At 62.1% G+C, this 21,901-nt stretch carries 20 protein-coding genes; 9 read left to right on the top strand and 11 right to left on the bottom strand.

Translation table 11 applies throughout. The annotated features are described in order from the left end of the window. Nucleotides 1-28: 28 nt before the first annotated feature. The 7 genes from VM99_10100 to VM99_10070 all read right to left on the bottom strand — a co-directional run bounded on the left by VM99_10100 (nt 29) and on the right by VM99_10070 (nt 8,663). A complete protein-coding gene (locus VM99_10100) occupies nt 29-853 on the bottom strand; it encodes an ion transporter (protein AKJ98396.1) in 825 nt (274 codons plus the stop codon). Between the two features lie 21 nt (nt 854-874). Then, nucleotides 875-1,777: an urea transporter gene (locus VM99_10095; protein ID AKJ98395.1), complete on the bottom strand. Its 903-nt coding sequence runs from the start codon at nt 1,775-1,777 to the stop codon at nt 875-877. 273 nt (nt 1,778-2,050) lie between these two features. Then, nucleotides 2,051-3,466 (bottom strand): pyruvate kinase, encoded by a 1,416-nt coding sequence (locus VM99_10090; GenBank protein ID AKJ98394.1) that lies wholly within the window; start codon nt 3,464-3,466, stop codon nt 2,051-2,053. Beyond that, nucleotides 3,456-4,736 (bottom strand): hydroxypyruvate reductase, encoded by a 1,281-nt coding sequence (locus VM99_10085; protein AKJ98393.1) that lies wholly within the window; start codon nt 4,734-4,736, stop codon nt 3,456-3,458. The genes VM99_10090 and VM99_10085 overlap by 11 nt, the downstream gene beginning before the upstream one ends. A gap of 147 nt (nt 4,737-4,883) precedes the next feature. After that, complete coding sequence (locus VM99_10080) at nt 4,884-5,774, bottom strand: tartronate semialdehyde reductase (protein ID AKJ98392.1); 891 nt, start codon at nt 5,772-5,774, stop codon at nt 4,884-4,886. Between the two features lie 162 nt (nt 5,775-5,936). Further along, nucleotides 5,937-6,719 (bottom strand): hydroxypyruvate isomerase, encoded by a 783-nt coding sequence (locus VM99_10075; GenBank protein ID AKJ98391.1) that lies wholly within the window; start codon nt 6,717-6,719, stop codon nt 5,937-5,939. Nucleotides 6,720-6,887: 168 nt separating this feature from the next. After that, complete coding sequence (locus tag VM99_10070; GenBank protein AKJ98390.1) at nt 6,888-8,663, bottom strand: glyoxylate carboligase; 1,776 nt, start codon at nt 8,661-8,663, stop codon at nt 6,888-6,890. A gap of 267 nt (nt 8,664-8,930) precedes the next feature. Here VM99_10070 and VM99_10065 point away from each other — a divergent pair, with 267 nt between their 5' ends. After that, complete coding sequence (locus tag VM99_10065) at nt 8,931-9,371, top strand: GlcG protein (protein AKJ98389.1); 441 nt, start codon at nt 8,931-8,933, stop codon at nt 9,369-9,371. A gap of 209 nt (nt 9,372-9,580) precedes the next feature. Further along, nucleotides 9,581-10,039 carry a transposase gene (locus VM99_10060; GenBank protein ID AKJ98388.1) on the top strand — a complete coding sequence of 153 codons (459 nt, stop codon included), beginning with the start codon at nt 9,581-9,583 and terminating at the stop codon, nt 10,037-10,039. Between the two features lie 130 nt (nt 10,040-10,169). Here the strand turns inward: VM99_10060 and VM99_10055 are convergent, their stop codons facing one another. After that, a complete protein-coding gene (locus VM99_10055; GenBank protein AKJ98387.1) occupies nt 10,170-10,775 on the bottom strand; it encodes a TetR family transcriptional regulator in 606 nt (201 codons plus the stop codon). A gap of 130 nt (nt 10,776-10,905) precedes the next feature. On the opposite strand from VM99_10055, the gene VM99_10050 reads away from it, so the two are divergent. Continuing rightward, a complete protein-coding gene (locus tag VM99_10050) occupies nt 10,906-11,820 on the top strand; it encodes a membrane protein (protein ID AKJ98386.1) in 915 nt (304 codons plus the stop codon). Nucleotides 11,821-11,954: 134 nt separating this feature from the next. Here VM99_10050 and VM99_10045 read toward each other — a convergent pair whose 3' ends face one another. Together VM99_10045 and VM99_10040 are read right to left on the bottom strand one after the other, a co-directional pair. Continuing rightward, entirely contained in the window at nt 11,955-12,743 is a 789-nt protein-coding gene (locus tag VM99_10045) for an ABC transporter (GenBank protein AKJ98385.1), read from the bottom strand. Next, entirely contained in the window at nt 12,736-14,034 is a 1,299-nt protein-coding gene (locus VM99_10040; protein AKJ98384.1) for a serine/threonine protein kinase, read from the bottom strand. Before VM99_10040 ends, VM99_10045 begins: the two co-directional genes overlap by 8 nt. Nucleotides 14,035-14,406: 372 nt before the next feature. Between VM99_10040 and VM99_10035 the strand changes: the two genes are divergently transcribed. The 3 genes from VM99_10035 (at nt 14,407) to actP (ending at nt 17,543) form a co-directional block, all read left to right on the top strand. Then, a complete protein-coding gene (locus VM99_10035; GenBank protein ID AKJ98383.1) occupies nt 14,407-15,261 on the top strand; it encodes a glycine/betaine ABC transporter substrate-binding protein in 855 nt (284 codons plus the stop codon). A 315-nt stretch (nt 15,262-15,576) separates the two neighbouring features. Beyond that, nucleotides 15,577-15,888 (top strand): membrane protein, encoded by a 312-nt coding sequence (locus tag VM99_10030; protein ID AKJ98382.1) that lies wholly within the window; start codon nt 15,577-15,579, stop codon nt 15,886-15,888. Further along, nucleotides 15,885-17,543 carry an acetate permease gene (actP, locus tag VM99_10025; protein AKJ98381.1) on the top strand — a complete coding sequence of 553 codons (1,659 nt, stop codon included), beginning with the start codon at nt 15,885-15,887 and terminating at the stop codon, nt 17,541-17,543. The genes VM99_10030 and actP overlap by 4 nt, the downstream gene beginning before the upstream one ends. Nucleotides 17,544-17,724: 181 nt before the next feature. Here actP and gltA read toward each other — a convergent pair whose 3' ends face one another. After that, nucleotides 17,725-19,014 (bottom strand): type II citrate synthase, encoded by a 1,290-nt coding sequence (gene gltA, locus VM99_10020; protein ID AKJ98380.1) that lies wholly within the window; start codon nt 19,012-19,014, stop codon nt 17,725-17,727. 365 nt (nt 19,015-19,379) lie between these two features. On the opposite strand from gltA, the gene VM99_10015 reads away from it, so the two are divergent. The 3 genes from VM99_10015 to sdhA are packed head-to-tail and all read left to right on the top strand — an operon-like array spanning nt 19,380 to nt 21,892. Beyond that, the gene (locus VM99_10015) at nt 19,380-19,754 is read left to right on the top strand and encodes a succinate dehydrogenase (GenBank protein AKJ98379.1); all 375 of its coding nucleotides are present in this window, start codon (nt 19,380-19,382) and stop codon (nt 19,752-19,754) included. Beyond that, entirely contained in the window at nt 19,748-20,116 is a 369-nt protein-coding gene (locus VM99_10010; protein ID AKJ98378.1) for a succinate dehydrogenase, read from the top strand. Before VM99_10015 ends, VM99_10010 begins: the two co-directional genes overlap by 7 nt. A 3-nt stretch (nt 20,117-20,119) precedes the next feature. After that, nucleotides 20,120-21,892 carry a succinate dehydrogenase gene (gene sdhA, locus VM99_10005; protein AKJ98377.1) on the top strand — a complete coding sequence of 591 codons (1,773 nt, stop codon included), beginning with the start codon at nt 20,120-20,122 and terminating at the stop codon, nt 21,890-21,892. Nucleotides 21,893-21,901 lie beyond the last annotated feature (9 nt).

Here is a 21,901-nt window from a genome sequence, read left to right as displayed (position 1 = left end):
GGTCTTCAAGCATTTAAAAGTACTTTGCTTATTCCAATTTCTTGAACAGCGCGTTGCCACAACGGGCACAAAAGGCCGCCGCCTGTTCATGGCTGTTCTTGTTGCACACCGGGCAGTCATGCTTGAGCTGATCGCCGCGCATGGCGGTGGCCAGTTCGGCGGTGAAAATGCCGGTGGGCACGGCGATGATCGAGTAACCCGTGATCATCACCATGGAGGACACCACCTGGCCCAGCGGCGTCTTGGGCACGATGTCGCCGAAGCCCACGGTGGTCAGTGTCACGATAGCCCAATAGATGCCCTTGGGAATGCTGGTGAAGCCGTGCTCGGGGCCTTCGATGACATACATCAAGGTGCCGAACACCGTCACCAGGGTCGAGACGCTGACCAGGAACACGATGATCTTCTGCTTGCTGCCCCGCAATGCCGCCATCAGGTAGTTGGCCTGCTTGAGGTAGGGGCTGAGCTTGAGCACGCGGAAGATCCGCAGCATGCGGATGATACGAATGATCAGCAGGTACTGGGCATCGCTGTAGTACAGCGCCAGGATCCCCGGCACGATCGCCAGCAGATCCACCAGCCCATAGAAACTGAAGGCATAGCGCAGCGGCTTGGGCGAGCAATACAGGCGCAAGCCGTACTCGACGATGAAGATGAAGGTAAAGCCCCATTCGATGCCGGCCAGCACGGACGCATAGTCCTGATGCACGCTGTCGATGCTGTCGAGCATCACGATCACCAGGCTGGCGAGGATGATCAACAACAAGGTGCTGTCGAAACGCCGGCCGGCCACGGTGTCGGTCTGGAAAATCATGATGTAGAGGCGTTCACGCCAATTGTTGTTGCTGTCCATACCCATCGCCTGATCTCGGAATCAGCGAAGCCTAGGGTGATTGCCCCGCAGAGCGCAAGGCGCAGCATCGAGACAGGCCTGGTGCCAGGTGCGACGGCTGGCCTGGACCAGCCAGCAGGCCAGGATGAACGGTGCCGTCAGCGGCGCCAGGCCGAGGGCGCCGAAGCCCGGCGTGAGCAGGATCGCCAGCAGGATGCCCGCCAACGGCAGCCACGGCCGGCGGTGTTGCGGGCTGAGGGCCAAAGCCACCAGCGCCGGGTTGTAGCCCGCCAGGCCGGACAGGGCGGCGGCGTGATCAGGGTGCAGCAGGGCGAAGCCCAGGCCGGCGACCGAACCGAACAGGGCCCAGCCGGCGGCGCGTCGGTTGGCGAGCAACAGGCCCAGGGCAATCAGTGCCCCGGCCCATGGGCCGTCGAGCAGCATGACCTGGGCCAGTCCGTTCAACGGCGCAGCCAGCAGGTTGGGCAACGACAGGGCCGCCGGGGGTGGCGACGCTGACGGCGTGGCGAACGCCAGCAGCAGCCAGCCCAGCCCCACGAACGGCGCTGTGTAGGCGGGCAGGCTGCGAGGGCTGCGAGTTCGCTTGAGCCACTGCTGGGTCAGCATCGCGCCAAGACCGCCGCCGGCGATGACCAACGGCGGCAACAGGATGGACCCGGGCAAGGTGAGACCCAACAACAACCCCAGCAGGATGCCGTTGTAGCTGAACAGCCCGGCCTGGCGATCCGCCTTGGGGTAGCCCCGCCGCTGGGCCGTGAGCAACCCGGCCACGCCGCCGAGCAACGCTCCTGCGAACAGGGCCGGGGCGCCAAGCAGGATCGCCAGCAGGCACAACAGGCCGCACAGCGGATGGCGCTGGAGGAAAATCTGGCTGAAGCCGTTGAGCAGGGCGGTGGCCCAGTCGGGGCAGTGGGGGTTGGGCATGGTTGTGTGTCTGATAAACCAGGGTGAACCCTTCGCGAGCAAGCCCGCTTCCACATTGAACTCGCAGCGTTCACCAAGCCCCTGCCGGAGCGTAACGCTGTTTACTCAAGGTTCATCACTTGTCGTGGCGAGGGGGCTTGCTCCCGCTGGGCTGCGTAGCAGCCCCAAAAAGCTTGGGACCGCTGCGCGCTCCAGCGGGAGCAAGCTCCCTCGCCACGGGGCGGTGACGTCCTTGTGGGAGCGGGCTTGCTCGCGAAGAGGCCAGTACAGGCGCTAGATCAACGTCTCGATACGCAACGAATTGGTCGACCCCGGTTGCCCGAACGGCACGCCCGCGGTGATCAGCAGGGTGTCGCCACGCTGGGCCATGCCTTGGGCCTGGGCGATTTCCAGGGCGGTGGAGCACACCTCGTCCACTTGCCGCAGCCGGTCGTTGACCACCGAGTGCACGCCCCAGGCCACGGTCAGGCGGCGCGCCGCGGCGAGATTCGGCGTGAGGTTGAGGATCGGCACCGTTGGCCGCTCCCGCGCCGCCCGGAGGCTGGAGGCACCCGACTCGCTGTAGTTCACCAGCACCGCCACCGGCAGGATGCTGCTGATGCGGCGGATGGCACAACTGATGGCGTCCGACACCGTGGCCTCGGCTTTCGGCCGGCTGACGTCCAGTTGCGCCGGGTAGTCGGGGCCGTTTTCCACCTGGCGGATGATCTTGCTCATCATCTGCACCGCCTCGAGGGGGTAGTCGCCCGACGCGGTTTCCGCCGAGAGCATCACCGCGTCGGCCCCTTCGGCCACGGCGTTGGCCACGTCGGTGACCTCGGCGCGGGTCGGCGCCGGGGAGAACCGCATCGACTCGAGCATCTGCGTGGCGACCACCACCGGTTTGCCGAGGGCGCGGCAAGTGCCGATGATGCTTTTCTGGATCTGCGGCACGCTTTCGGCTGGCACTTCGACGCCCAGGTCACCGCGGGCAACCATGATCGCGTCGCACAGTTCAGCGATTTCGCGCAATTGGCTCACCGCCGATGGTTTCTCGATCTTCGCCATCAGGAACGCCTTGTCCCCGATCAGGGCCCGGGCCTCGCGGATGTCGTCGGGACGCTGGACGAACGACAGCGCCACCCAGTCCACGCCCAGCTCCAGGCCGAAGCTCAAGTCGCGCCGGTCCTTTTGGGTCAGCGGACTCAGGTCGAGCACGGCCTGGGGCACGTTCACGCCCTTGCGGTCGGACAGCTCGCCGCCGTTGAGCACCTCGGTGTCGATGGCGTCGCTGTGCCGGGCCGTCACCCGCAGGCGCAACTTGCCGTCGTCCAGCAGCAGGTCCATGCCGGGCTCCAGGGCCGCGATGATTTCCGGGTGGGGCAGGTTGACCCGGCGTTGATCGCCCGGCGTCGGGTCCAGGTCCAGGCGCAGGGCCTGGCCGCGTTGCAGCAGCACCTTGCCGTCGGCAAACCGGCCGACCCGCAGTTTCGGGCCTTGCAGGTCCATCAGGATACCCAGCGGGTAGTTCAACTGCTGTTCGACGTCACGAATCCAGCGGTAGCGCTGGGCGTGATCGGCGTGGTCGCCATGGCTGAAGTTCAGGCGGAAGATGTTCACGCCGGCCTGCACCAGATCGCGGATGTCATCGATGCCACGGGTCGCGGGGCCGAGTGTGGCGAGGATCTTGACCTTCTTGTCAGGCGTCATGTTTGGGGGCCTCGAGAATCAGGATGGCGCGAAAGTCGTTGACGTTGGTGCGGGTCGGCTCGGTGATGATCAGCCCGTCCAGCGCGGCGAAGTAGCCGTAGCCGTTGTTGTCGTCCAATTCATCGCTGGCGTTCAGGCCCAGTTCGGCGGCGCGGCGATAGCTGTCCGGGGTCATGAGGACGCCGGCGTTGTCCTCGGAGCCGTCGATGCCGTCGGTGTCGCCGGCCAGGGCATAGATGCCGGGATACCCCTTGAGGCTGTCGGTCAGGCTCAGGAGGAATTCGGCATTGCGGCCACCCCGGCCATGGCCGCGCACGGTGACCGTGGTTTCGCCGCCGGACAGGATCACGCACGGGGCCGGCAAGGGCTGGCCGTGCAGGGCGATCTGCCGGGCGATGCCGGCATGGACCTTCGCCACCTCCCGGGATTCGCCTTCCAGGTCGCCGAGGATCAACGGGCTGAAGCCGGCCTGACGGGCTTTCACGGCAGCCGCTTCGAGGGACTGCTGGGGCCGGGCGATCAGCTGGAAATGGCTGCGGGCCAGGCTCGGGTCGCCAGGCTTGACGGTTTCCGATTCCGGGCTTTGCAGCCAGGCGCGCACGGAGGCGGGGACCTCGATGTGGTAACGCTTGAGGATTGCCAAGGCCTCGGCCGAGGTGCTCGGGTCGGCCACGGTAGGGCCGGAGGCGATGACCGTGGCGAGGTCCCCGGGCACATCGGAAATCGCATAGGTGTAGACCGTTGCCGGCCAGCAGGCTTTGCCCAGGCGCCCGCCCTTGATCGCCGAGAGGTGCTTGCGCACGCAGTTCATCTCGCCGATGGTGGCGCCGGACTTGAGCAGGGCCTTGTTGATCGATTGCTTGTCGGCCAGGGTGATGCCGGCCGCGGGCAGTGCCAGCAATGCCGAGCCTCCACCGGACAGCAGGAGAATCACCCGGTCGTCCTCGGTCAGGTGACTGACCAGTTCCAGCACTCGCCGGGCAACCGCCAGGCCGGCTGCATCGGGCACCGGGTGGGCGGCTTCCACCACTTCGATTTTCTCGCAGGGCGCGCCATGGCCGTAGCGGGTTACCACCAGGCCCGAGACCTCGCCCTCCCAGCAGCGCTCGACCACCTGGGCCATGGCGGCGGCAGCCTTGCCGGCACCGATGACGATCACCCGGCCGCTGCGGTCGCGAGGCAGGTATTGTTCAAGGACGTGCTGCGGATGCGCCGCGTCGATGGCCGTGGCAAACAGCTCGCGCAGCAATTGTTGCGGATCGACCGACATGGCGGGCTCCCGGAGTTCTTGTTATTCGAATTCAGCGCGAAACCCTTGTGGGAGCGGGCTTGCTCGCGAAGGCGGTGTGCCAGACGGCATATGTGTGGCTGACACACCTTCGCGAGCAAGCTCGCTCCCACAGGGTTTTGTGGTGGATCAGTTATCGCGGATCGAGAAATTCGCCATGTGCTCCAGGCCCTTGATCAGCGCCGAGTGATCCCAGTTGCCGCCGCCGAGGGCCGCGCAGGTGCTGAACACTTGCTGGGCGTTGGCGGTGTTGGGCAGGTTGATGTTCAACTCCCGGGCGCCTTGCAGGGCCAGGTTCAGGTCCTTCTGGTGCAGGCTGATGCGGAAGCCTGGGTCGAAGGTGCCCTTGATCATGCGTTCGCCGTGCACTTCCAGGATCTTCGACGAGGCGAAGCCGCCCATCAGGGCCTCGCGAACCTTGGCCGGGTCCGCGCCGTTCTTCGCGGCGAACAGCAGCGCCTCGGCCACGGCCTGGATGTTCAGGGCGACGATGATCTGGTTCGCCACCTTGGCGGTCTGGCCATCGCCATTGCCGCCCACCAGGGTGATGTTCTTGCCCATGGCCTGGAACAGCGGCAAGGCGCGTTCGAACGCCGCGCTGTCGCCGCCGACCATGATGCTCAGGGTGGCCGCCTTGGCGCCGACTTCGCCGCCAGACACCGGCGCATCAAGGTACTGCGCGCCTTTTTCATTGATCTTCGCCGCGAACGCCTTGGTGGCGGTGGGGGAGATCGAGCTCATGTCGATCACCACCTTGCCCGCGCCGACGCCAGCCGCCACGCCATCGGCGCGGAACAGCACGTCCTCGACCTGAGGGGTGTCCGGGACCATCACGATGATGAACTCGGCTTCCTGGGCCACTTCCCGTGGGTTGGCCAGCGCCACCGCGCCGCCGGCCAGCAGGTCGGCCGGGGCCGCGTCGTGGTGCTGGGACAGCAACAGGCTGTGACCAGCCTTTTGCAGGTTCAATGCCATTGGGTGGCCCATGATGCCGGTGCCGATGAATCCGATTTTAGCCATGGGGAAAATCCTCTTGTTGTCTAGGGCCCGGTGTTTCTGTGGCGAGGGAGCTTGCTCCCGCTGGGTCGCGAAGCGGCCCCAGAAATCGTGCCGGGTAAAATCATGCGTCTGCTTCGCAGCCGAGCGGGAGCAAGCTCCCTCGCCACAAAAGCTCGCGCGGCATCAGATCGCGTTATGGTTTTTCAGCCAGCCCAGTCCCGCTTCGGTGGTGGTCAGGGGCTTGTATTCGCAGCCGACCCAACCGGCATAACCGATGCTGTCCAGGTGTTCGAACAGGAAGCGATAGTTGATCTCGCCGGTGCCCGGCTCATGGCGTCCGGGGTTGTCCGCCAGTTGCACGTGGTTGATCTCGCCCAGGTGCGCGGCCAGGGTCCGGGCCAGGTCGCCTTCCATGATCTGCATGTGATAGATGTCGTATTGCAGGAACAGGTTGGCGCTGCCCACCTGCTCGCGGATCGACAGGGCCTGGGCGGTGTTGTTCAGGTAGAAGCCGGGGATGTCGCGGGTGTTGATGGCTTCCATCACCAGTTTGATGCCCTTGGCTTGCAGCTTCTCGGCCGCGTACTTGAGGTTGGCGACGAAGGTTTTCTGCACCAGGGCCTCGTCACAGTTCTGCGGGCGGATCCCGGCCAGGCAATTGACCTGGGTGTTGCCCAGCACCTGGGCATAGGCGATCGCCAGGTCGACACCGGCGCGGAACTCCTCGACCCGGTCCGGCAGGCAGGCAATGCCGCGTTCGCCCTTGGCCCAGTCGCCGGCCGGCAGGTTGAACAGCACTTGGGTCAGGCCATGGGCGTCAAGCTGCGCCTTGAGTTCGGCGCTGCTGTAGTCGTAGGGGAACAGGTACTCGACCCCGCTGAAACCGGCCTTGGCGGCCGCTTCGAAACGGGCGAGGAAATTCTGCTCGGTGAACAGCATGGACAGGTTGGCGGCGAAACGCGGCATGACAATCTCCTGTAGAGGTGTAGGGACCCTTGTGGCGAGGGAGCTTGCTCCCGCTTGAGTGCAAAGCACTCACAAAATGGGCTGCTGCGCAGCCAGCGGGAGCAAGCTCCCTCGCCACAGGTCCGGTGATGTCCTTCATGAACAGCAGTGCCTGTGGAGGCGTCAGTGTCAGTCAAGCAACGAAATGGCCGTCGGCGCATCGTTGCCCACCAGCGCCAGGTCTTCGAATTCGTTGACGGCGTTGATCTCGGTGCCCATGGAAATGTTGGTCACCCGCTCCAGGATAACCTCGACGATCACTGGCACCTTGAACTCCTCGATCATGGCCTGGGCCTGGCGCAGCGCCGGCTGGATGCCGGACGGCTCGAACACCCGCAACGCCTTGCACCCCAGGCCCTCGGCCACGGCGATGTGGTCCACACCATAACCGTTGAGCTCTGGCGCGTTGAGGTTATCGAAGGACAGCTGCACGCAGTAGTCCATGTCGAACCCGCGTTGCGCCTGGCGAATCAGGCCCAGGTAAGAGTTGTTCACCACCACATGGATGTACGGCAGCTTGAACTGCGCGCCCACCGCCAGCTCTTCGATCATGAACTGGAAATCATAGTCGCCCGACAGCGCCACGACCTTGCGGCTCGGATCAGCCTTGACCACCCCGAGCGCGGCCGGAATGGTCCAGCCCAAGGGGCCAGCCTGGCCGCAGTTGATCCAGTGGCGCGGCTTGTAGACGTGCAGGAATTGCGCGCCGGCGATCTGCGACAGGCCGATGGTGCTGACGTAGCAGGTGTCCTTGCCGAACACCTGGTTCATTTCCTCGTACACGCGCTGGGGCTTGACCGGCACGTTGTCGAAGTGGGTCTTGCGCTGCAGGCTCGCCTTGCGTTGCTGGCAGTCCTGCACCCAGGCTCTGCGGTCCTTCAACTTGCCGACGGCTTGCCACTGGCGGGCGACTTCGATGAACAAGGTCAGGGCCGAGGCTGCGTCGGAAACGATGCCCAGGTCAGGTGTGAATACCCGGCCGATCTGCGTGGGCTCGATGTCCACGTGAATGAAGGTGCGGCCCTCGGTGTAGACATCCACCGAGCCGGTGTGACGGTTGGCCCAGCGGTTGCCGACGCCCAGCACCACGTCGGACTTGAGCAGCGTCGCGTTGCCGTAGCGGTGGGATGTCTGCAGGCCGACCATGCCGACCATCAGCGGGTGATCGTCGGGGATCGTGCCCCAGCCCATCAAGGTCGGGATGACCGGGATGCCGGTCAGCTCGGCGAACTCCACCAGCAGCTCACTGGCATCGGCGTTGATGATGCCGCCGCCCGCTACCAGCAATGGCCGCTCGGCCTGGTTCAGCAGGCTCAGCGCCTTCTCGATCTGCACGCGGTTGGCGGCAGGCTTGGCCAGGGGCAGCGGTTGGTAGGCGTCGATGTCGAATTCGATCTCGGCCATCTGCACGTCGAAGGGCAGGTCGATCAGCACCGGGCCCGGGCGACCGGAACGCATTTCATAGAAGGCTTTCTGGAACGCGTAGGGCACCTGGCCAGGCTCCAGGACGGTGGTCGCCCACTTGGTCACCGGCTTGACGATGCTGGTGATGTCCACGGCCTGGAAGTCTTCCTTGTGCAGGCGGGCGCGGGGGGCCTGGCCGGTGATGCACAGGATCGGGATGGAGTCGGCGCTGGCGCTGTAGAGACCGGTGACCATGTCGGTACCGGCCGGGCCCGAGGTGCCGATGCACACGCCGATGTTGCCCGCTTTGGTGCGGGTGTAGCCCTCGGCCATGTGCGAGGCACCTTCCACATGGCGAGCGAGGACGTGATCGATGCCGCCCACTTTTTGCAGGGCAGAGTACAGCGGGTTGATCGCCGCACCCGGGATGCCGAAGGCGGTGTCCACGCCTTCACGGCGCATCACCAGGACGGCGGCTTCGATTGCTCTCATTTTGCTCATGGTTTTGTGCCTCTTACGTTTTGTAATTGTATACAAGTGGCTGTGCGTCGAGTGTATTCACGCTAAGCGGCGCAGGTCAATCCATTTTCTCAAGCGCCTGTTTTATTCGTCGAAAGCCCACGGGGAAGGGTGTTTTTCGTCAGTGTAGGGGCTTTGTGATAATTATTGTATACAAAAATATATTTTGTTGTGTTCTATTTGTGGTGTTCGGTTTTGCTTGAAGTGAAACCCGAAAGGCTCTCCCATCACAAAAAAAGGACAGCACCCATGAGCGCTCTAACCTTGAACGTCGCCGTCAACCTGGCCGGCCAAACCCTTGCCGCCGGCCGCGAAATCAGTGCCGCCCCCCTGACCGTCGCCATCCTCGACAGCGGCGGCCACCTGATCGCCCTGCAACGCGAAGACGGCGCGAGCCTGCTTCGTCCCCACATCGCCATCGGCAAGGCCTGGGGCGCCATCGCCCTGGGCAAGGGCTCGCGCCTGCTGGCCCAGGACGCCCAACAACGCCCGGCCTTCATTGCCGCGCTGAACAGCCTGGGGCAGGGCAGCGTGGTACCGGTTCCGGGTGGGGTGTTGATCAGGGATCAGGACGGGAGGGTGTTAGGGGCGATTGGTGTGAGTGGTGATGTTTCGGATGTGGATGAGCAGTGCGCGGTGAGAGCTGTCGAGGCGTTGGGGTTGGGAGCGGATGTGGGGATGAGCGCTTGATGCGGTGGTGAGTTGACGAACGCCTTCGCGAGCAAGCCCGCTCCCACAGGTTAGTGGACACAAAATGTATGAACACCAGAAACCCCCTGTGGGAGCGGGCTTGCTCGCGAAGGCGATCGACCAGACACATCCGGCTAAAGGTTGGCCCCAGGATTCTCCAATTCCAAAGCTAGCCTTTCAGGACTTCATCCAGGAAAGGACTCGATGGAATGCCTGCACGTTCAGCTTCGCATCGCCTGCGCATCGGTCGATGGGCAGAGCCAAATCGCATCTATCTGCTGACAGCCAACACGTTGGAGCGCGAACCTGTTTTCAGGGACTACGGTCTGGGCAGAATAGTTATCCACCAGTTCAGGGCAATAGAGAAATGTGGCATTGCAGACTCGTTGGCTTTCGTCGTAATGCCTGACCATTTTCATTGGTTGATCCAACTGCATCGCGGCTCTTTAGGGCAGTTGATGTGTCAGGTGAAATCTTTAAGTGTCAGGGGCGTCAACGAGAAGTCTGGGAGAACGGGGAGTCTCTGGCAGCAGGGCTACCATGACCGGGCGCTGCGACGGGAAGAAAATCTGGTCAAGCTTGCCCGGTATGTCGTGGCCAACCCATTGCGGGCCGGTTTGGTCAAACGGTTTGGCGACTATCCTTTGTGGGATGCGATCTGGGTTTGAGCTTGAATCGAGTCGGCCCATTCGCGAGCAAGCCCGCTCCCACAGGGGGTTGCGGTGTCCATATCTTTCGTATCAACCATCAGCACCTGTGGGAGCGGGCTTGCTCGCGAATAGGCAGCGACTCGGTGTATCAGCCTGTCTCACACCCTTTCAACACCAACCGGGTAATCGTCTGCGCCGCCGCTTCGTAATCGGCTTCATCCAGCTTCGCCTTGCCGGTGATGGCGGTGATCTGCCAGTCGAAATCAGCGTAGGTCTGGGTGGCGGCCCAGATGCTGAACATCAGGTGGTTGGGGTCGATGGGGGCGATCTGGCCGCGGTTGATCCAGGTCTGGATGCAGTCGATGTTGTGCCGGGCCTGGGCGTTGAGTTGTTCCACCAGGTCGGGGCTCAGGTGGGGGGCGCCGTGCATGATTTCGCTGGCGAAGACCTTCGAGGCGAAGGGCAGGTCGCGGGAGATGCGGATCTTGGAGCGAATGTAGTGGCTGAGCACTTCACTCGGTACGCCGTCGGCATTGAAAGGGGTGGACGCCTGGAGGATCGGTTCGATGATGCTTTCCAGGACCTCGCGGTAGAGGTTTTCCTTGGATTTGAAGTAGTAGTAGACGTTGGGTTTGGGCAGGCCGGCCTTGGCCGCGATGTCGCTGGTCTTGGTCGCGGCGAAGCCCTTGTCGGCAAATTCCTCGCTGGCGGCACGCAGGATCAGTTCTTTGTTGCGCTCGCGGATAGTGCTCATAAACCCAGGGGTTCCTTGCCTGTTCTGGCGGTGGCGCATGGTAGCACCGGCCTCGCGCGGCGCTCAAGAATGCCCCGAGGGCCGCGGCTCGCGGTATGCTGCGCGGCATTATTGTTCAAGGAGCCCCTCCATGGCTGGAAGCAGTTTGCTGGTACTGATCGACGACATCGCCACCGTGCTCGACGACGTAGCGTTGATGACCAAGATGGCCGCCAAGAAAACCGCCGGTGTGCTGGGCGACGACCTGGCGCTCAACGCCCAGCAAGTCTCTGGCGTGCGTGCCGAGCGGGAACTGCCGGTGGTCTGGGCCGTGGCCAGGGGCTCATTCATCAACAAGTTGATCCTGGTGCCCTCGGCGTTGGCGATCAGTGCCTTCGTGCCCTGGCTGGTGACGCCGCTGCTGATGGTGGGCGGTGCCTACCTGTGCTTCGAGGGCTTTGAAAAGTTGGCCCACAAGTTTCTTCACAGCCCCGCCGAGGACCAGGCCGGACACGCGCAGTTGGCCCAGGCAGTGGCTGACCCGGCGGTCGACCTGGTGGCTTTCGAAAAGGACAAGATCAAGGGCGCGGTGCGCACCGATTTCATCCTCTCGGCGGAAATCATCGCCATCACCCTGGGTACGGTGGTCGATGCCACGCTGACCCAGCAGGTGATCGTGCTTTCCGGCATCGCCATTGTCATGACCGCCGGCGTCTATGGCCTGGTGGCGGGGATCGTCAAGCTCGACGACCTGGGGCTCTGGCTGACACAAAAGCCGGGGCAGGCCGCCCAGCGTATCGGCGGCGCCATCCTGCGCGCCGCGCCCTACATGATGAAAAGCCTGTCGGTGATCGGCACGGCGGCGATGTTCCTGGTGGGCGGCGGCATCCTCACCCACGGTGTGCCGGTGGTGCACCACTGGATCGAAGGTGTGGCGGCCAGCGCCGGCGGCGCGGGGTTCATCGTGCCGATGTTGCTCAATGCGGTGGCGGGGATCGTGGCGGGTGCGGTGGTGTTGGCGGGGGTGATGGCGGTGGGCAAGATCTGGAAAGCGTTGAAGGGCTAGACCTGGCAACGCAAAACAAAAACTGTGGGAGCGAGCTTGCTCGCGAAGGCGGTGTGTCAGTTAGCACATAGGTTACCTGACACACCGCCTTCGCGAGCAAGCCCGCTCCCACACTGGTTTTGGGGGCGCCCAAACTACTCGGCAATCTGCAACTTGCGCGACTCCGTGTACACGTAGCGGACTTTTTCATACTCGAACGGCGAGTTCAGCTGGCCGTAGCGGAAGCTGGTCTGGTAACGCTTGTCCACGCCTCGCAGGAGCAGCAGTTCCGGGTGGTTGGCGCTGACTTCGGCGACGTTCAGGAAGTTGATCGCCGATTCGGCGGTGTAGTCCACCAGCAAGCCCGAGGTGTCGCGCAGGTTCGACGGGCCGAAGATCGGCAGCACGAAATACGCGCCGGCCGGCACGCCGTAGAAGCCCAGGGTCTGGCCGAAGTCTTCGCTCTGGCGCGGCAAGCCCATGGCGGTGGCCGGGTCCCACAGGCCGGCAATGCCGACGGTGGTGTTGAGCAGCAGCCGCGCGGTGGTTTCCATCGAACGCTTGCCCTTGAACTGCAGCAGGCTGTTCATCAGGTTCGGCACGTCGCCCAGGTTGTTGAAGAAGTTGCTGACCCCGGTGCGCACGAAGCTCGGGGTGATGTAGCGGTAGCCATCGACGACGGGCAGGAACACCCATTGGTCGAAGCGGTAGTTGAAGTGGTAGACCCGGCGGTTCCAGGATTCCAGCGGGTCGTACACGTTCAGGGCGTTGAGGGTCGAGCGCTCGAATTCGCGCTGGTCCAGCCCCGGGTTGAACTTGAGCTTGGTCAGTGGTTCCTTGAAGCCATCCGGGTCCACCACCGCTGGCGCAGCGGTCTTGCCGTCGTCGGCGTGCACCATGCCCGCCCCCAGGAGCGCCGCAATAAGCAGGAGATATTTAGCCACGGAAGAACTCCAGCATGGCGTCGCTGTTGACGCGGTAGTTAAGGTTGCCGCAGTGGCCGCCCAGTGGATAAACCGTCAGGCGATCGCCAAAGGTCTTGCGCAGGAAGCCCAGGTCGCCCGGGCCAAGGATGACGTCGTCGGCGTTGTGCATGACAGCGATCTTCGAACTGGCCTGCAGGTAATCCTTCAATGCATACAGGCTGACCTGGTCGACCAGTTGCAACAGGCTGCCGCCGTCGGTGCGCGCGCGCCACATCGGGATCACCTGCTCGGTGAGGTAGCAGTCGAAGTCGCATTGCAGTGCGCGCTTGAGGAACGGCGTCAGGCTGGTGCTTTCGGTGATCGGGAACTTGGGCGGGATGATCAGGCCGCGACGGTTGATCAGGTCCGACGTGAACGCGATGTCGGCCGCCGAGAAGCGGAACGACGTGCCGATCAGCATCGCCATCTGCTCGTTGCTCAGGTGTTGCTTGGATTGCTGGAAGTCGTAGAGCAGGGCGTCGTTGAGGTCGATGTAGCCTTTTTGCTGGAAGTAGCGGGTCAGCTTGTTCAGCACCAGCTCATAAAAGGTGGTGGTGCTGTTGATGCCCTTGACCTGGGTCTGCACCAGCTTGTCCAGGTTGGTGATCGAGGTGTAGAGGTTCACCGGCGGGTTGAGCAACAGGACTTTCTTGAAGTTGAAGCTGCGCCGGGTTTCGTCCAGGTGCGCGACGAAGGCCGCATCCAGTGCGCCCAGGCTATAACCGGTGAGGTAATACTCGGTCACCGGCAGCTTGGGGTTTTGCGCACGCACGGCCTGCATCACCCGGTACATGTCCTCGGCGTCTTCCTTGGAAATGCCCGGTGTGGCGAAGCGTGAAGCCGCGCTCATGAAGTCGAAGCTGGTGGGCGATGACAGCTGCACCACGTGGTAGCCGGCCTTGTAGTAGAGGCGCTTGAGGTATTCGTTGAGGCTGCTGTCGTAGCGCGCGCCGGTGCCGGCGATCAGGAAGATCAGCGGTGCCGGCTTGTCCTGGGTGGCCAGGCGGTAGGTGAGGCTTTTCACCGGCCAGAAGTTGTCCGGCAGGATGAACTCGCGTTCCGGGCGCAGTTTCAGGCTGTGGTCGGACTGATTGATGTCCTCGATCAGCGGCAACTCCGGGCGCAGGTCCGGCGGGGTGGTGGCAATGGTCGCCTCGAACGGGTTGGTCAAGGGGTAGCCATAACTGGCGGCGTCAATATCTGCCGCCAGCGCGGACGCACTCAGGATAAGGCCGCCGAAGAGGGCAGCGAAGCGCAAGGAACGGAGCATGACGAGATCCCTAAGAGGAAGGTGCCGAATGAGGTTCGCAGCCTATGACCACCGAAGCGAAGCCAAGTGCCATGATCGGCACGAAACAGGCGCGCAGTGGGTGCAATAGTAGCGGGACGATACACGTTCGGCCCCGGTGATGGCTAGTTGGGCGCTGCGTGTCGCAGCTGGCGTTCTGATGTCGTTTCTCGGTTTATCGAGGTCGCTGACAGAGCAGGATACGGATCGGCGCAGGTTGATGATCGACGCGTCAGTACTCCACTGGCGTTCGAACCGGTTTGGGTGAGCGAGCGTGATGGGGGCGCTGTGACCATAACAACACGTTGACGCTGCTCGGCATCCGTCGGGCGCAGCACTTTCGGGGAAGTAACGATGAAGATGCGACGACTCTTGGGCGCAGGTGCCGCACTGGTACTGGCGATCAGCTCCACACTGGCCAGTGCCGAAACCAAAACCCTGAGCATCGGCTACGTTGACGGCTGGTCCGACAGCGTCGCGACCACGCACGTCGCGGCCGAAGTCATCAAGCAGAAGCTGGGCTACGACGTGAAGCTGCAAGCGGTGGCGACCGGGATCATGTGGCAAGGCGTGGCTACCGGCAAGCTCGACGCCATGCTCTCGGCCTGGCTGCCGGTGACGCACGGCGACTACTGGGCCAAGAACAAAGACCAGGTGGTCGACTACGGTCCCAACTTCAAGGACGCCAAGATCGGCCTGATCGTGCCTGAATACGTCAAGGCCAAGTCCCTCGAGGACCTGAAGACCGACGACTCCTTCAAGAAACGCATCGTCGGCATCGACGCCGGTTCAGGCGTGATGCTCAAGACCGAACAGGCCATCAAGGACTACGACCTGACCGGCTACCAACTCAAGGCCAGTTCCGGCGCCGGCATGATCGCCGAGCTGACCCGTGCCGAGAAGAAGAACGAATCCATCGCCGTGACCGGCTGGGTACCGCACTGGATGTTCGCCAAGTGGAAACTGCGCTTCCTGGAAGACCCGAAAGGCGTCTACGGCGCGGCTGAGACCGTGAACAGCATCGGTAGCAAGGAACTGGACACCAAAGCGCCGGAAGTGGCTGCCTTCCTGAAGAAATTCCAGTGGGCTTCGAAAGACGAAATCGGCGAAGTCATGCTGGCCATCCAGGAGGGTGCCAAGCCTGAAGCCGCTGCCAAGGACTGGGTCGCCAAGCACCCGGACCGCGTCAAGGATTGGACTGGCAAGTAATCCGCCTGATCCAGTAATCCCGAAAGCCGCATGACGTCGTGTCATGCGGTTTTTTTATGTCTGCAACCTTTCGGTCTTGCCAATTTCCAGTGGGAGCGAGCTTGCTCGCGATAGCGGTATATCTGCTTGCATTTATATTGAATGTGCGACCGCAATCGCGAGCAAGCTCGCTCCCACAGAAGAGCCATGGCAAAAGTTTGCGGGAAACTGGCAAAACCGTCATGTCGTTCTAATACTAAGGTCGTCTGGAACCTGGCCTTGGGCCGCATAGAGTAGAGTCGTTCCAACTTAAATTGTGCTGCGAGGATAAAAACAATGAACGACAGCATTTACCTCTCGATTCAAAACAGCCCGCGCTTCAAGGAGCTGGTGAGAAAAAGGGAAAGGTTCGCCTGGATTCTCTCGGCGATCATGCTAGGGCTGTACGCCGGATTCATCCTACTGATTGCCTACGGGCCACACGTGCTCGGGGCCAAGATCGCGCCCGAGTCGACGATCACCTGGGGCATTCCCATCGGTGTCGGCCTGATTATCTCGGCTTTCATCCTGACCGGTATCTACGTGCGACGTGCCAATGGCGAGTTCGACGACCTGAACAATGCGATTCTCAAGGAGGCTCAGCAATGATCCGGCGTCTACTGGCTCTCTCGAGCATTGCAGCGTTCGCCCCGGGTGCCTGGGCGGCTGAGGCCCTGACCGGGGCCGTGCAGAAACAACCGCTCAACGTCTCGGCCATCATCATGTTCGTGGCCTTCGTCGGCCTGACCCTGTGCATCACTTACTGGGCGTCCAAGCGCAGCAAGTCGGCCAGTGACTACTACGCCGCTGGCGGCCGGATCACCGGTTTCCAGAACGGCCTGGCGATTGCCGGTGACTACATGTCGGCGGCGTCCTTCCTGGGGATTTCCGCCCTGGTATTCGCTTCCGGCTACGACGGCCTGATCTACTCGATCGGCTTCCTGGTGGGCTGGCCGATCATTCTGTTCCTGATCGCCGAGCGCCTGCGTAACCTGGGTAAATACACCTTCGCCGACGTGGCGTCCTATCGCCTGGGGCAGAAGCAGATCCGGACCCTGTCGGCCAGCGGCTCGCTGGTGGTCGTGGCGTTCTACCTGATCGCGCAGATGGTGGGCGCCGGCAAGCTGATCCAGCTGCTGTTCGGCCTGGACTACCACGTCGCGGTGATCCTGGTGGGCATCCTGATGTGCCTCTACGTGCTGTTCGGCGGCATGCTGGCCACCACCTGGGTACAGATCATCAAGGCAGTGCTGTTGCTGTCGGGTGCTTCGTTCATGGCCTTGATGGTCATGAAGCACGTGAACTTCGACTTCAACATGCTGTTCTCCGAAGCGGTCAAGGTTCACCCTAAAGGTGAAGCGATCATGAGCCCGGGTGGCCTGGTGAAGGATCCGGTTTCGGCCTTCTCCCTGGGTCTGGCGCTGATGTTCGGTACTGCTGGCCTGCCGCATATCCTGATGCGCTTCTTCACCGTGAGTGACGCCAAGGAAGCGCGCAAGAGCGTACTGTACGCCACAGGCTTCATCGGCTACTTCTACATCCTGACCTTCATCATCGGCTTCGGCGCGATCCTGCTGGTCAGCACCAACCCGGCCTTCAAGGACGCGGCAGGTGCCTTGCTCGGTGGCAACAACATGGCGGCGGTGCACCTGGCCGACGCGGTGGGTGGCAGTATTTTCCTCGGCTTTATCTCGGCGGTCGCCTTCGCGACCATCCTGGCGGTGGTGGCCGGCTTGACCCTGGCAGGCGCTTCGGCGGTGTCCCACGACCTGTACGCCAGCGTGATCAAGAAGGGCAAGGCCAACGAAAAGGACGAGATTCGCGTCTCGAAGATCACCACCATCGCCCTGGCGGTGCTGGCAATCGCCCTGGGCATCCTGTTCGAGAAGCAGAACATCGCGTTCATGGTGGGCCTGGCGTTCTCCATCGCGGCGAGCTGCAACTTCCCGGTGCTGCTGCTTTCGATGTACTGGAAGAAGCTGACCACCCGTGGCGCCATGATCGGCGGCTGGCTGGGCCTGGTCAGTGCCGTGGGCCTGATGATCCTGGGCCCGACCATCTGGGTGCAGATCATGGGTCACGAGAAGCCGATCTACCCGTACGAGTACCCGGCGCTGTTCTCGATGGCCATTGCCTTCGTGGGCATCTGGTTCTTCTCCATCACCGACAAGTCGGCTGAAGCGGCCAACGAGCGAGCGCTGTTCTTCCCGCAGTTCGTGCGTTCGCAGACGGGCCTGGGGGCGAGTGGGGCGGTAAATCACTAAGAAGCAGTTGCGAGCTTCAAGCTTCAAGCTGCAAGTTAGATGCGGTGCAGCGTAGGAAAATACCCCTGTTGAGAGGCAGGGGTATTTTTTTTGCTTGCAGCTTGCAGCTTGCAGCTCGTAGCTCTAAACCCCAGCCCAAAAAAAACGGCCTCTTCAAGAGGCCGTTTTTTCTGGCTGGGGTTTAGTGCCGATCTTCCAGCTTGGTGATGTCACGCGACTCGTAGCCGGTGTACAGCTGGCGCGGGCGGCCGATCTTGTACGGGCTGGAGAGCATTTCCTTCCAGTGGGAGATCCAGCCGACGGTCCGCGCCAGGGCGAAGATCACGGTGAACATGCTGGTTGGAATGCCGATCGCCTTGAGGATGATCCCCGAGTAGAAGTCGACGTTCGGGTACAGCGAGCGCTCGATGAAGTACGGGTCGGTCAGGGCGATCTCTTCCAGGCGCATGGCCAGTTCGAGTTGCGGATCGTTCTTGATCCCCAGTTCCTTGAGCACTTCGTCGCAGGTCTGCTTCATGACGGTGGCGCGCGGGTCGCGGTTCTTGTAGACCCGGTGACCGAAGCCCATCAGCTTGAACGGATCGTTCTTGTCCTTGGCCTTGGCGATGAACTTGTCGATGTTCGAGACATCGCCGATTTCATCGAGCATGGTCAGTACCGCTTCGTTGGCACCGCCGTGGGCCGGGCCCCAGAGTGCCGCGATACCGGCGGCGATACAGGCGAACGGGTTGGCACCCGACGAGCCGGCCAGGCGTACGGTGGACGTGGAGGCGTTCTGCTCGTGGTCGGCGTGGAGGATGAAGATCCGGTCCATGGCCTTGGCGAGCACCGGGCTGATCGGTTTGATCTCGCACGGGGTGTTGAACATCATGTGCAGGAAGTTTTCTGCATAGTTCAGGTCGTTGCGCGGGTACATCATGGGCTGGCCCATGGAGTACTTGTAGACCATGGCCGCCAAGGTCGGCATCTTGGCCACCAGGCGGATCGCGGAGATTTCGCGATGCTGGGGGTTATTGATGTCCAGGGAGTCGTGGTAGAAGGCCGAGAGGGCGCCGACAACGCCGCACATGACGGCCATCGGGTGGGCATCGCGACGGAAGCCGTTGAAGAAGGTCTTCAGCTGCTCGTGAACCATGGTGTGGTTCTTCACGGTGCTGACGAACTGGGCCTTTTGCTCTGTGGTTGGCAGCTCGCCGTTGAGCAGCAGGTAGCAGGTTTCCAGGTAGTCCGATTTTTCAGCCAGTTGCTCGATCGGGTAGCCGCGGTGCAGCAGGATGCCGTTGTCGCCGTCGATGTAGGTGATTTTCGACTCGCACGAGGCGGTCGACATGAAACCTGGGTCAAAGGTGAAACGGCCCGTGGCCGTCAGGCCCCGTACGTCGATTACATCGGGACCAACGGTGCCGGTTAAAATGGGCAGCTCGACGGGGGCTGCGCCCTCGATGATCAACTGCGCTTTTTTGTCAGCCATGTGGCCTCCTATTAATGCTTGGAATCATCAGACAGACCCCCCACGCAGGGCCCGCACCACTATAGTGAGATAAATCCGAAAGTCAATTTGCCTAAAGTCTTGCTCCAGAAGGCTTTAACCGGACTTTTTCCGCGAAATTACCTGCCGTTTACGCCTTTTGTCTGGTATGTGCAATGCGCTATTAGGGGAAGGTGAACGCGTTGTCATTAGTAGCCTAACTGTCTATACTCGGCCACCGACCGCCAGGGGCTTTTGGGCCTGCTTTCTTGGGGGTCGTCACTCCCTGGGTGGTGAGTACCTGACCAGTGCGCGCCGCAACAACTTTGCCCTGATTGTTAGGGGCTCTTCAGTGTGAAAAAAAAGCCGTGAAAAGCCAACGACCTGTAAACCTAGACCTAAGGACCATCAAACTCCCAGTCACTGCTTACACGTCCATTCTTCACCGTATCTCCGGTGTCATCCTCTTCGTCAGCCTGGCCATCATGCTTTACGCATTGGACAAGTCGCTCGACTCGGAAGAAGGCTTCGGTCAGGTGAAAGCGTGTCTGACCAGTCCGCTAGCCAAGCTAGTGATTTGGGGCATCCTGTCCGCCTTGCTGTATCACCTGGTTGCCGGTGTGCGCCACTTGATCATGGATATGGGCATCGGTGAAACGCTGGAAGGCGGCAAGCTGGGCTCGAAAATCGTTATCGCCGTTTCCGTGGTGGTGATTGTTCTGGCAGGAGTCTGGATATGGTAACCAACGTTACGAACCTCTCGCGTTCGGGCCTTTATGACTGGATGGCGCAGCGTGTGTCTGCGGTCGTTCTCGCGGCTTACTTCATTTTCCTGATCGGATATGTCGTGGCAAACCCTGGCCTTGGCTATGCCCAATGGCACGAACTGTTCGCAAACAACTGGATGCGTATCTTCAGTCTGCTGGCCCTTGTCGCACTGGGCGCTCACGCCTGGGTCGGCATGTGGACCATCGCCACCGACTACCTGACGCAAATGGCGTTCGGCAAGTCGGCGACTGCCATACGTTTCCTTTTCCAGGCGGTATGCGGCGTCGCGATGTTCGCGTACTTCGTCTGGGGTGTGCAGATTCTTTGGGGTATCTGATTCATGGCTAACATTCCTACGATTTCTTTCGACGCCATCATCATTGGTGGCGGCGGTGCCGGCATGCGCGCAGCGCTGCAACTGGCGCAGGGCGGTCACAAGACTGCCGTGATCACCAAGGTTTTCCCGACTCGTTCGCACACTGTTTCCGCCCAGGGCGGCATCACCTGCGCCATCGCTTCGGCCGACCCGAACGATGACTGGCGCTGGCACATGTACGATACCGTCAAGGGTTCCGACTACATCGGTGACCAGGACGCTATCGAATACATGTGTCAGGAAGGCCCGGCCGCGGTGTTCGAGCTGGACCACATGGGCCTGCCGTTCTCCCGTACCGAAACCGGCCGCATCTACCAGCGTCCGTTCGGTGGCCAGTCCAAGGACTACGGCAAGGGCGGGCAGGCTGCCCGTACTTGCGCGGCCTCCGACCGTACCGGTCACGCGCTGCTGCACACCCTTTATCAGGGCAACCTGAAGGCCGGCACCACGTTCCTGAACGAGTACTACGCCGTTGACCTGGTGAAAAACCAGGACGGCGCCTTCGTCGGCGTGATCGCGATCTGCATCGAAACCGGCGAAACCACCTACATCCGTTCCAAGGCCACCGTGCTGGCGACCGGCGGTGCAGGCCGTATCTACGCCTCCACCACCAACGCCCTGATCAACACCGGTGACGGCGTTGGCATGGCCCTGCGTGCTGGCGTGCCGGTACAAGACATCGAAATGTGGCAGTTCCACCCGACCGGCATCGCCGGCGCCGGTGTACTGGTCACCGAAGGCTGCCGTGGTGAAGGCGGCTACCTGATCAACAAGCACGGTGAGCGTTTCATGGAGCGTTATGCTCCGAACGCCAAGGACCTGGCCGGTCGTGACGTGGTTGCCCGTTCGATGGTCAAGGAAATCATCGCCGGCAACGGTTGCGGCCCGAATGGTGACCACGTGATGCTCAAGCTCGATCACCTGGGCGAGGAAGTGCTGCACAGCCGCCTGCCAGGCATCTGCGAGCTGTCCAAGACCTTCGCCCACGTCGACCCGGTCGTCGCGCCGGTGCCGGTCGTTCCAACCTGCCACTATATGATGGGCGGTGTTGCCACCAACATCCATGGCCAGGCAATCACCCAGAACGCCGAAGGCGTCGACCAGATCATCCCTGGCCTGTTCGCAGTCGGTGAAGTGGCGTGCGTATCGGTTCACGGTGCCAACCGCCTGGGCGGCAACTCGCTGCTCGACCTGGTGGTCTTCGGTCGTGCCGCCGGCCTGCACCTGGAGAAGGCGCTGAGCGACGGTATCGAATACGACGACGCCACCGACGCCGACATCAACGCGGCCCTGGCCCGTCTGTCCGCCCTGAACGAGCGCACCGATGGCGAAGACGTCGCCACCCTGCGTCGCGAGCTGCAAAGCTGCATGCAGAACTACTTCGGTGTATTCCGTACCGGCGAATACATGCAGAAGGGTATTGCCCAGCTGGCGCAATTGCGTGAACGAATCGCCAACGTGAAGATCAACGATAAATCGCAGGCGTTCAACACCGCCCGTATCGAAGCGCTGGAGTTGCAGAACCTGCTGGAAGTGGCCGAAGCCACCGCCATCGCCGCAGAAGTGCGTAAAGAGTCCCGTGGCGCCCACGCCCGCGAAGACTACGAAGACCGAGACGACGAAAACTGGCTGTGCCACACCTTGTACTTCCCGGGTGAAAAACGCGTCGCCAAGCGTGCCGTGAACTTCTCGCCGAAGACTGTTCCGACTTTCGAACCAAAAGTCCGGACTTATTAAGGGTGACCG

The sequence above is a fragment of the Pseudomonas chlororaphis genome (assembly GCA_001023535.1).
Taxonomy (GTDB): Bacteria; Pseudomonadota; Gammaproteobacteria; order Pseudomonadales; family Pseudomonadaceae; genus Aquipseudomonas; species Aquipseudomonas chlororaphis_E.
Note: the sequence above shows the minus strand (reverse complement) of the source record. Positions and strands in the feature narration are given on the sequence as shown.

Coding starts and splice junctions, on each gene's coding strand:
- VM99_10060 (AKJ98388.1), top strand. CDS start 9,581: ATGCCTGCACGTTCAGCTTCGCATCGCCTGCGCATCGGTCGATGGGCA.
- VM99_10085 (AKJ98393.1), bottom strand. CDS start 4,736: ATGTCGGTCGATCCGCAACAATTGCTGCGCGAGCTGTTTGCCACGGCC.
- VM99_10070 (AKJ98390.1), bottom strand. CDS start 8,663: ATGAGCAAAATGAGAGCAATCGAAGCCGCCGTCCTGGTGATGCGCCGT.
- sdhA (AKJ98377.1), top strand. CDS start 20,120: ATGGCTAACATTCCTACGATTTCTTTCGACGCCATCATCATTGGTGGC.
- VM99_10095 (AKJ98395.1), bottom strand. CDS start 1,777: ATGCCCAACCCCCACTGCCCCGACTGGGCCACCGCCCTGCTCAACGGC.
- VM99_10050 (AKJ98386.1), top strand. CDS start 10,906: ATGGCTGGAAGCAGTTTGCTGGTACTGATCGACGACATCGCCACCGTG.
- VM99_10010 (AKJ98378.1), top strand. CDS start 19,748: ATGGTAACCAACGTTACGAACCTCTCGCGTTCGGGCCTTTATGACTGG.
- VM99_10100 (AKJ98396.1), bottom strand. CDS start 853: ATGGACAGCAACAACAATTGGCGTGAACGCCTCTACATCATGATTTTC.
- VM99_10035 (AKJ98383.1), top strand. CDS start 14,407: ATGAAGATGCGACGACTCTTGGGCGCAGGTGCCGCACTGGTACTGGCG.
- VM99_10080 (AKJ98392.1), bottom strand. CDS start 5,774: ATGGCTAAAATCGGATTCATCGGCACCGGCATCATGGGCCACCCAATG.
- VM99_10090 (AKJ98394.1), bottom strand. CDS start 3,466: ATGACGCCTGACAAGAAGGTCAAGATCCTCGCCACACTCGGCCCCGCG.
- actP (AKJ98381.1), top strand. CDS start 15,885: ATGATCCGGCGTCTACTGGCTCTCTCGAGCATTGCAGCGTTCGCCCCG.
- VM99_10065 (AKJ98389.1), top strand. CDS start 8,931: ATGAGCGCTCTAACCTTGAACGTCGCCGTCAACCTGGCCGGCCAAACC.
- gltA (AKJ98380.1), bottom strand. CDS start 19,014: ATGGCTGACAAAAAAGCGCAGTTGATCATCGAGGGCGCAGCCCCCGTC.
- VM99_10030 (AKJ98382.1), top strand. CDS start 15,577: ATGAACGACAGCATTTACCTCTCGATTCAAAACAGCCCGCGCTTCAAG.
- VM99_10075 (AKJ98391.1), bottom strand. CDS start 6,719: ATGCCGCGTTTCGCCGCCAACCTGTCCATGCTGTTCACCGAGCAGAAT.
- VM99_10055 (AKJ98387.1), bottom strand. CDS start 10,775: ATGAGCACTATCCGCGAGCGCAACAAAGAACTGATCCTGCGTGCCGCC.
- VM99_10040 (AKJ98384.1), bottom strand. CDS start 14,034: ATGCTCCGTTCCTTGCGCTTCGCTGCCCTCTTCGGCGGCCTTATCCTG.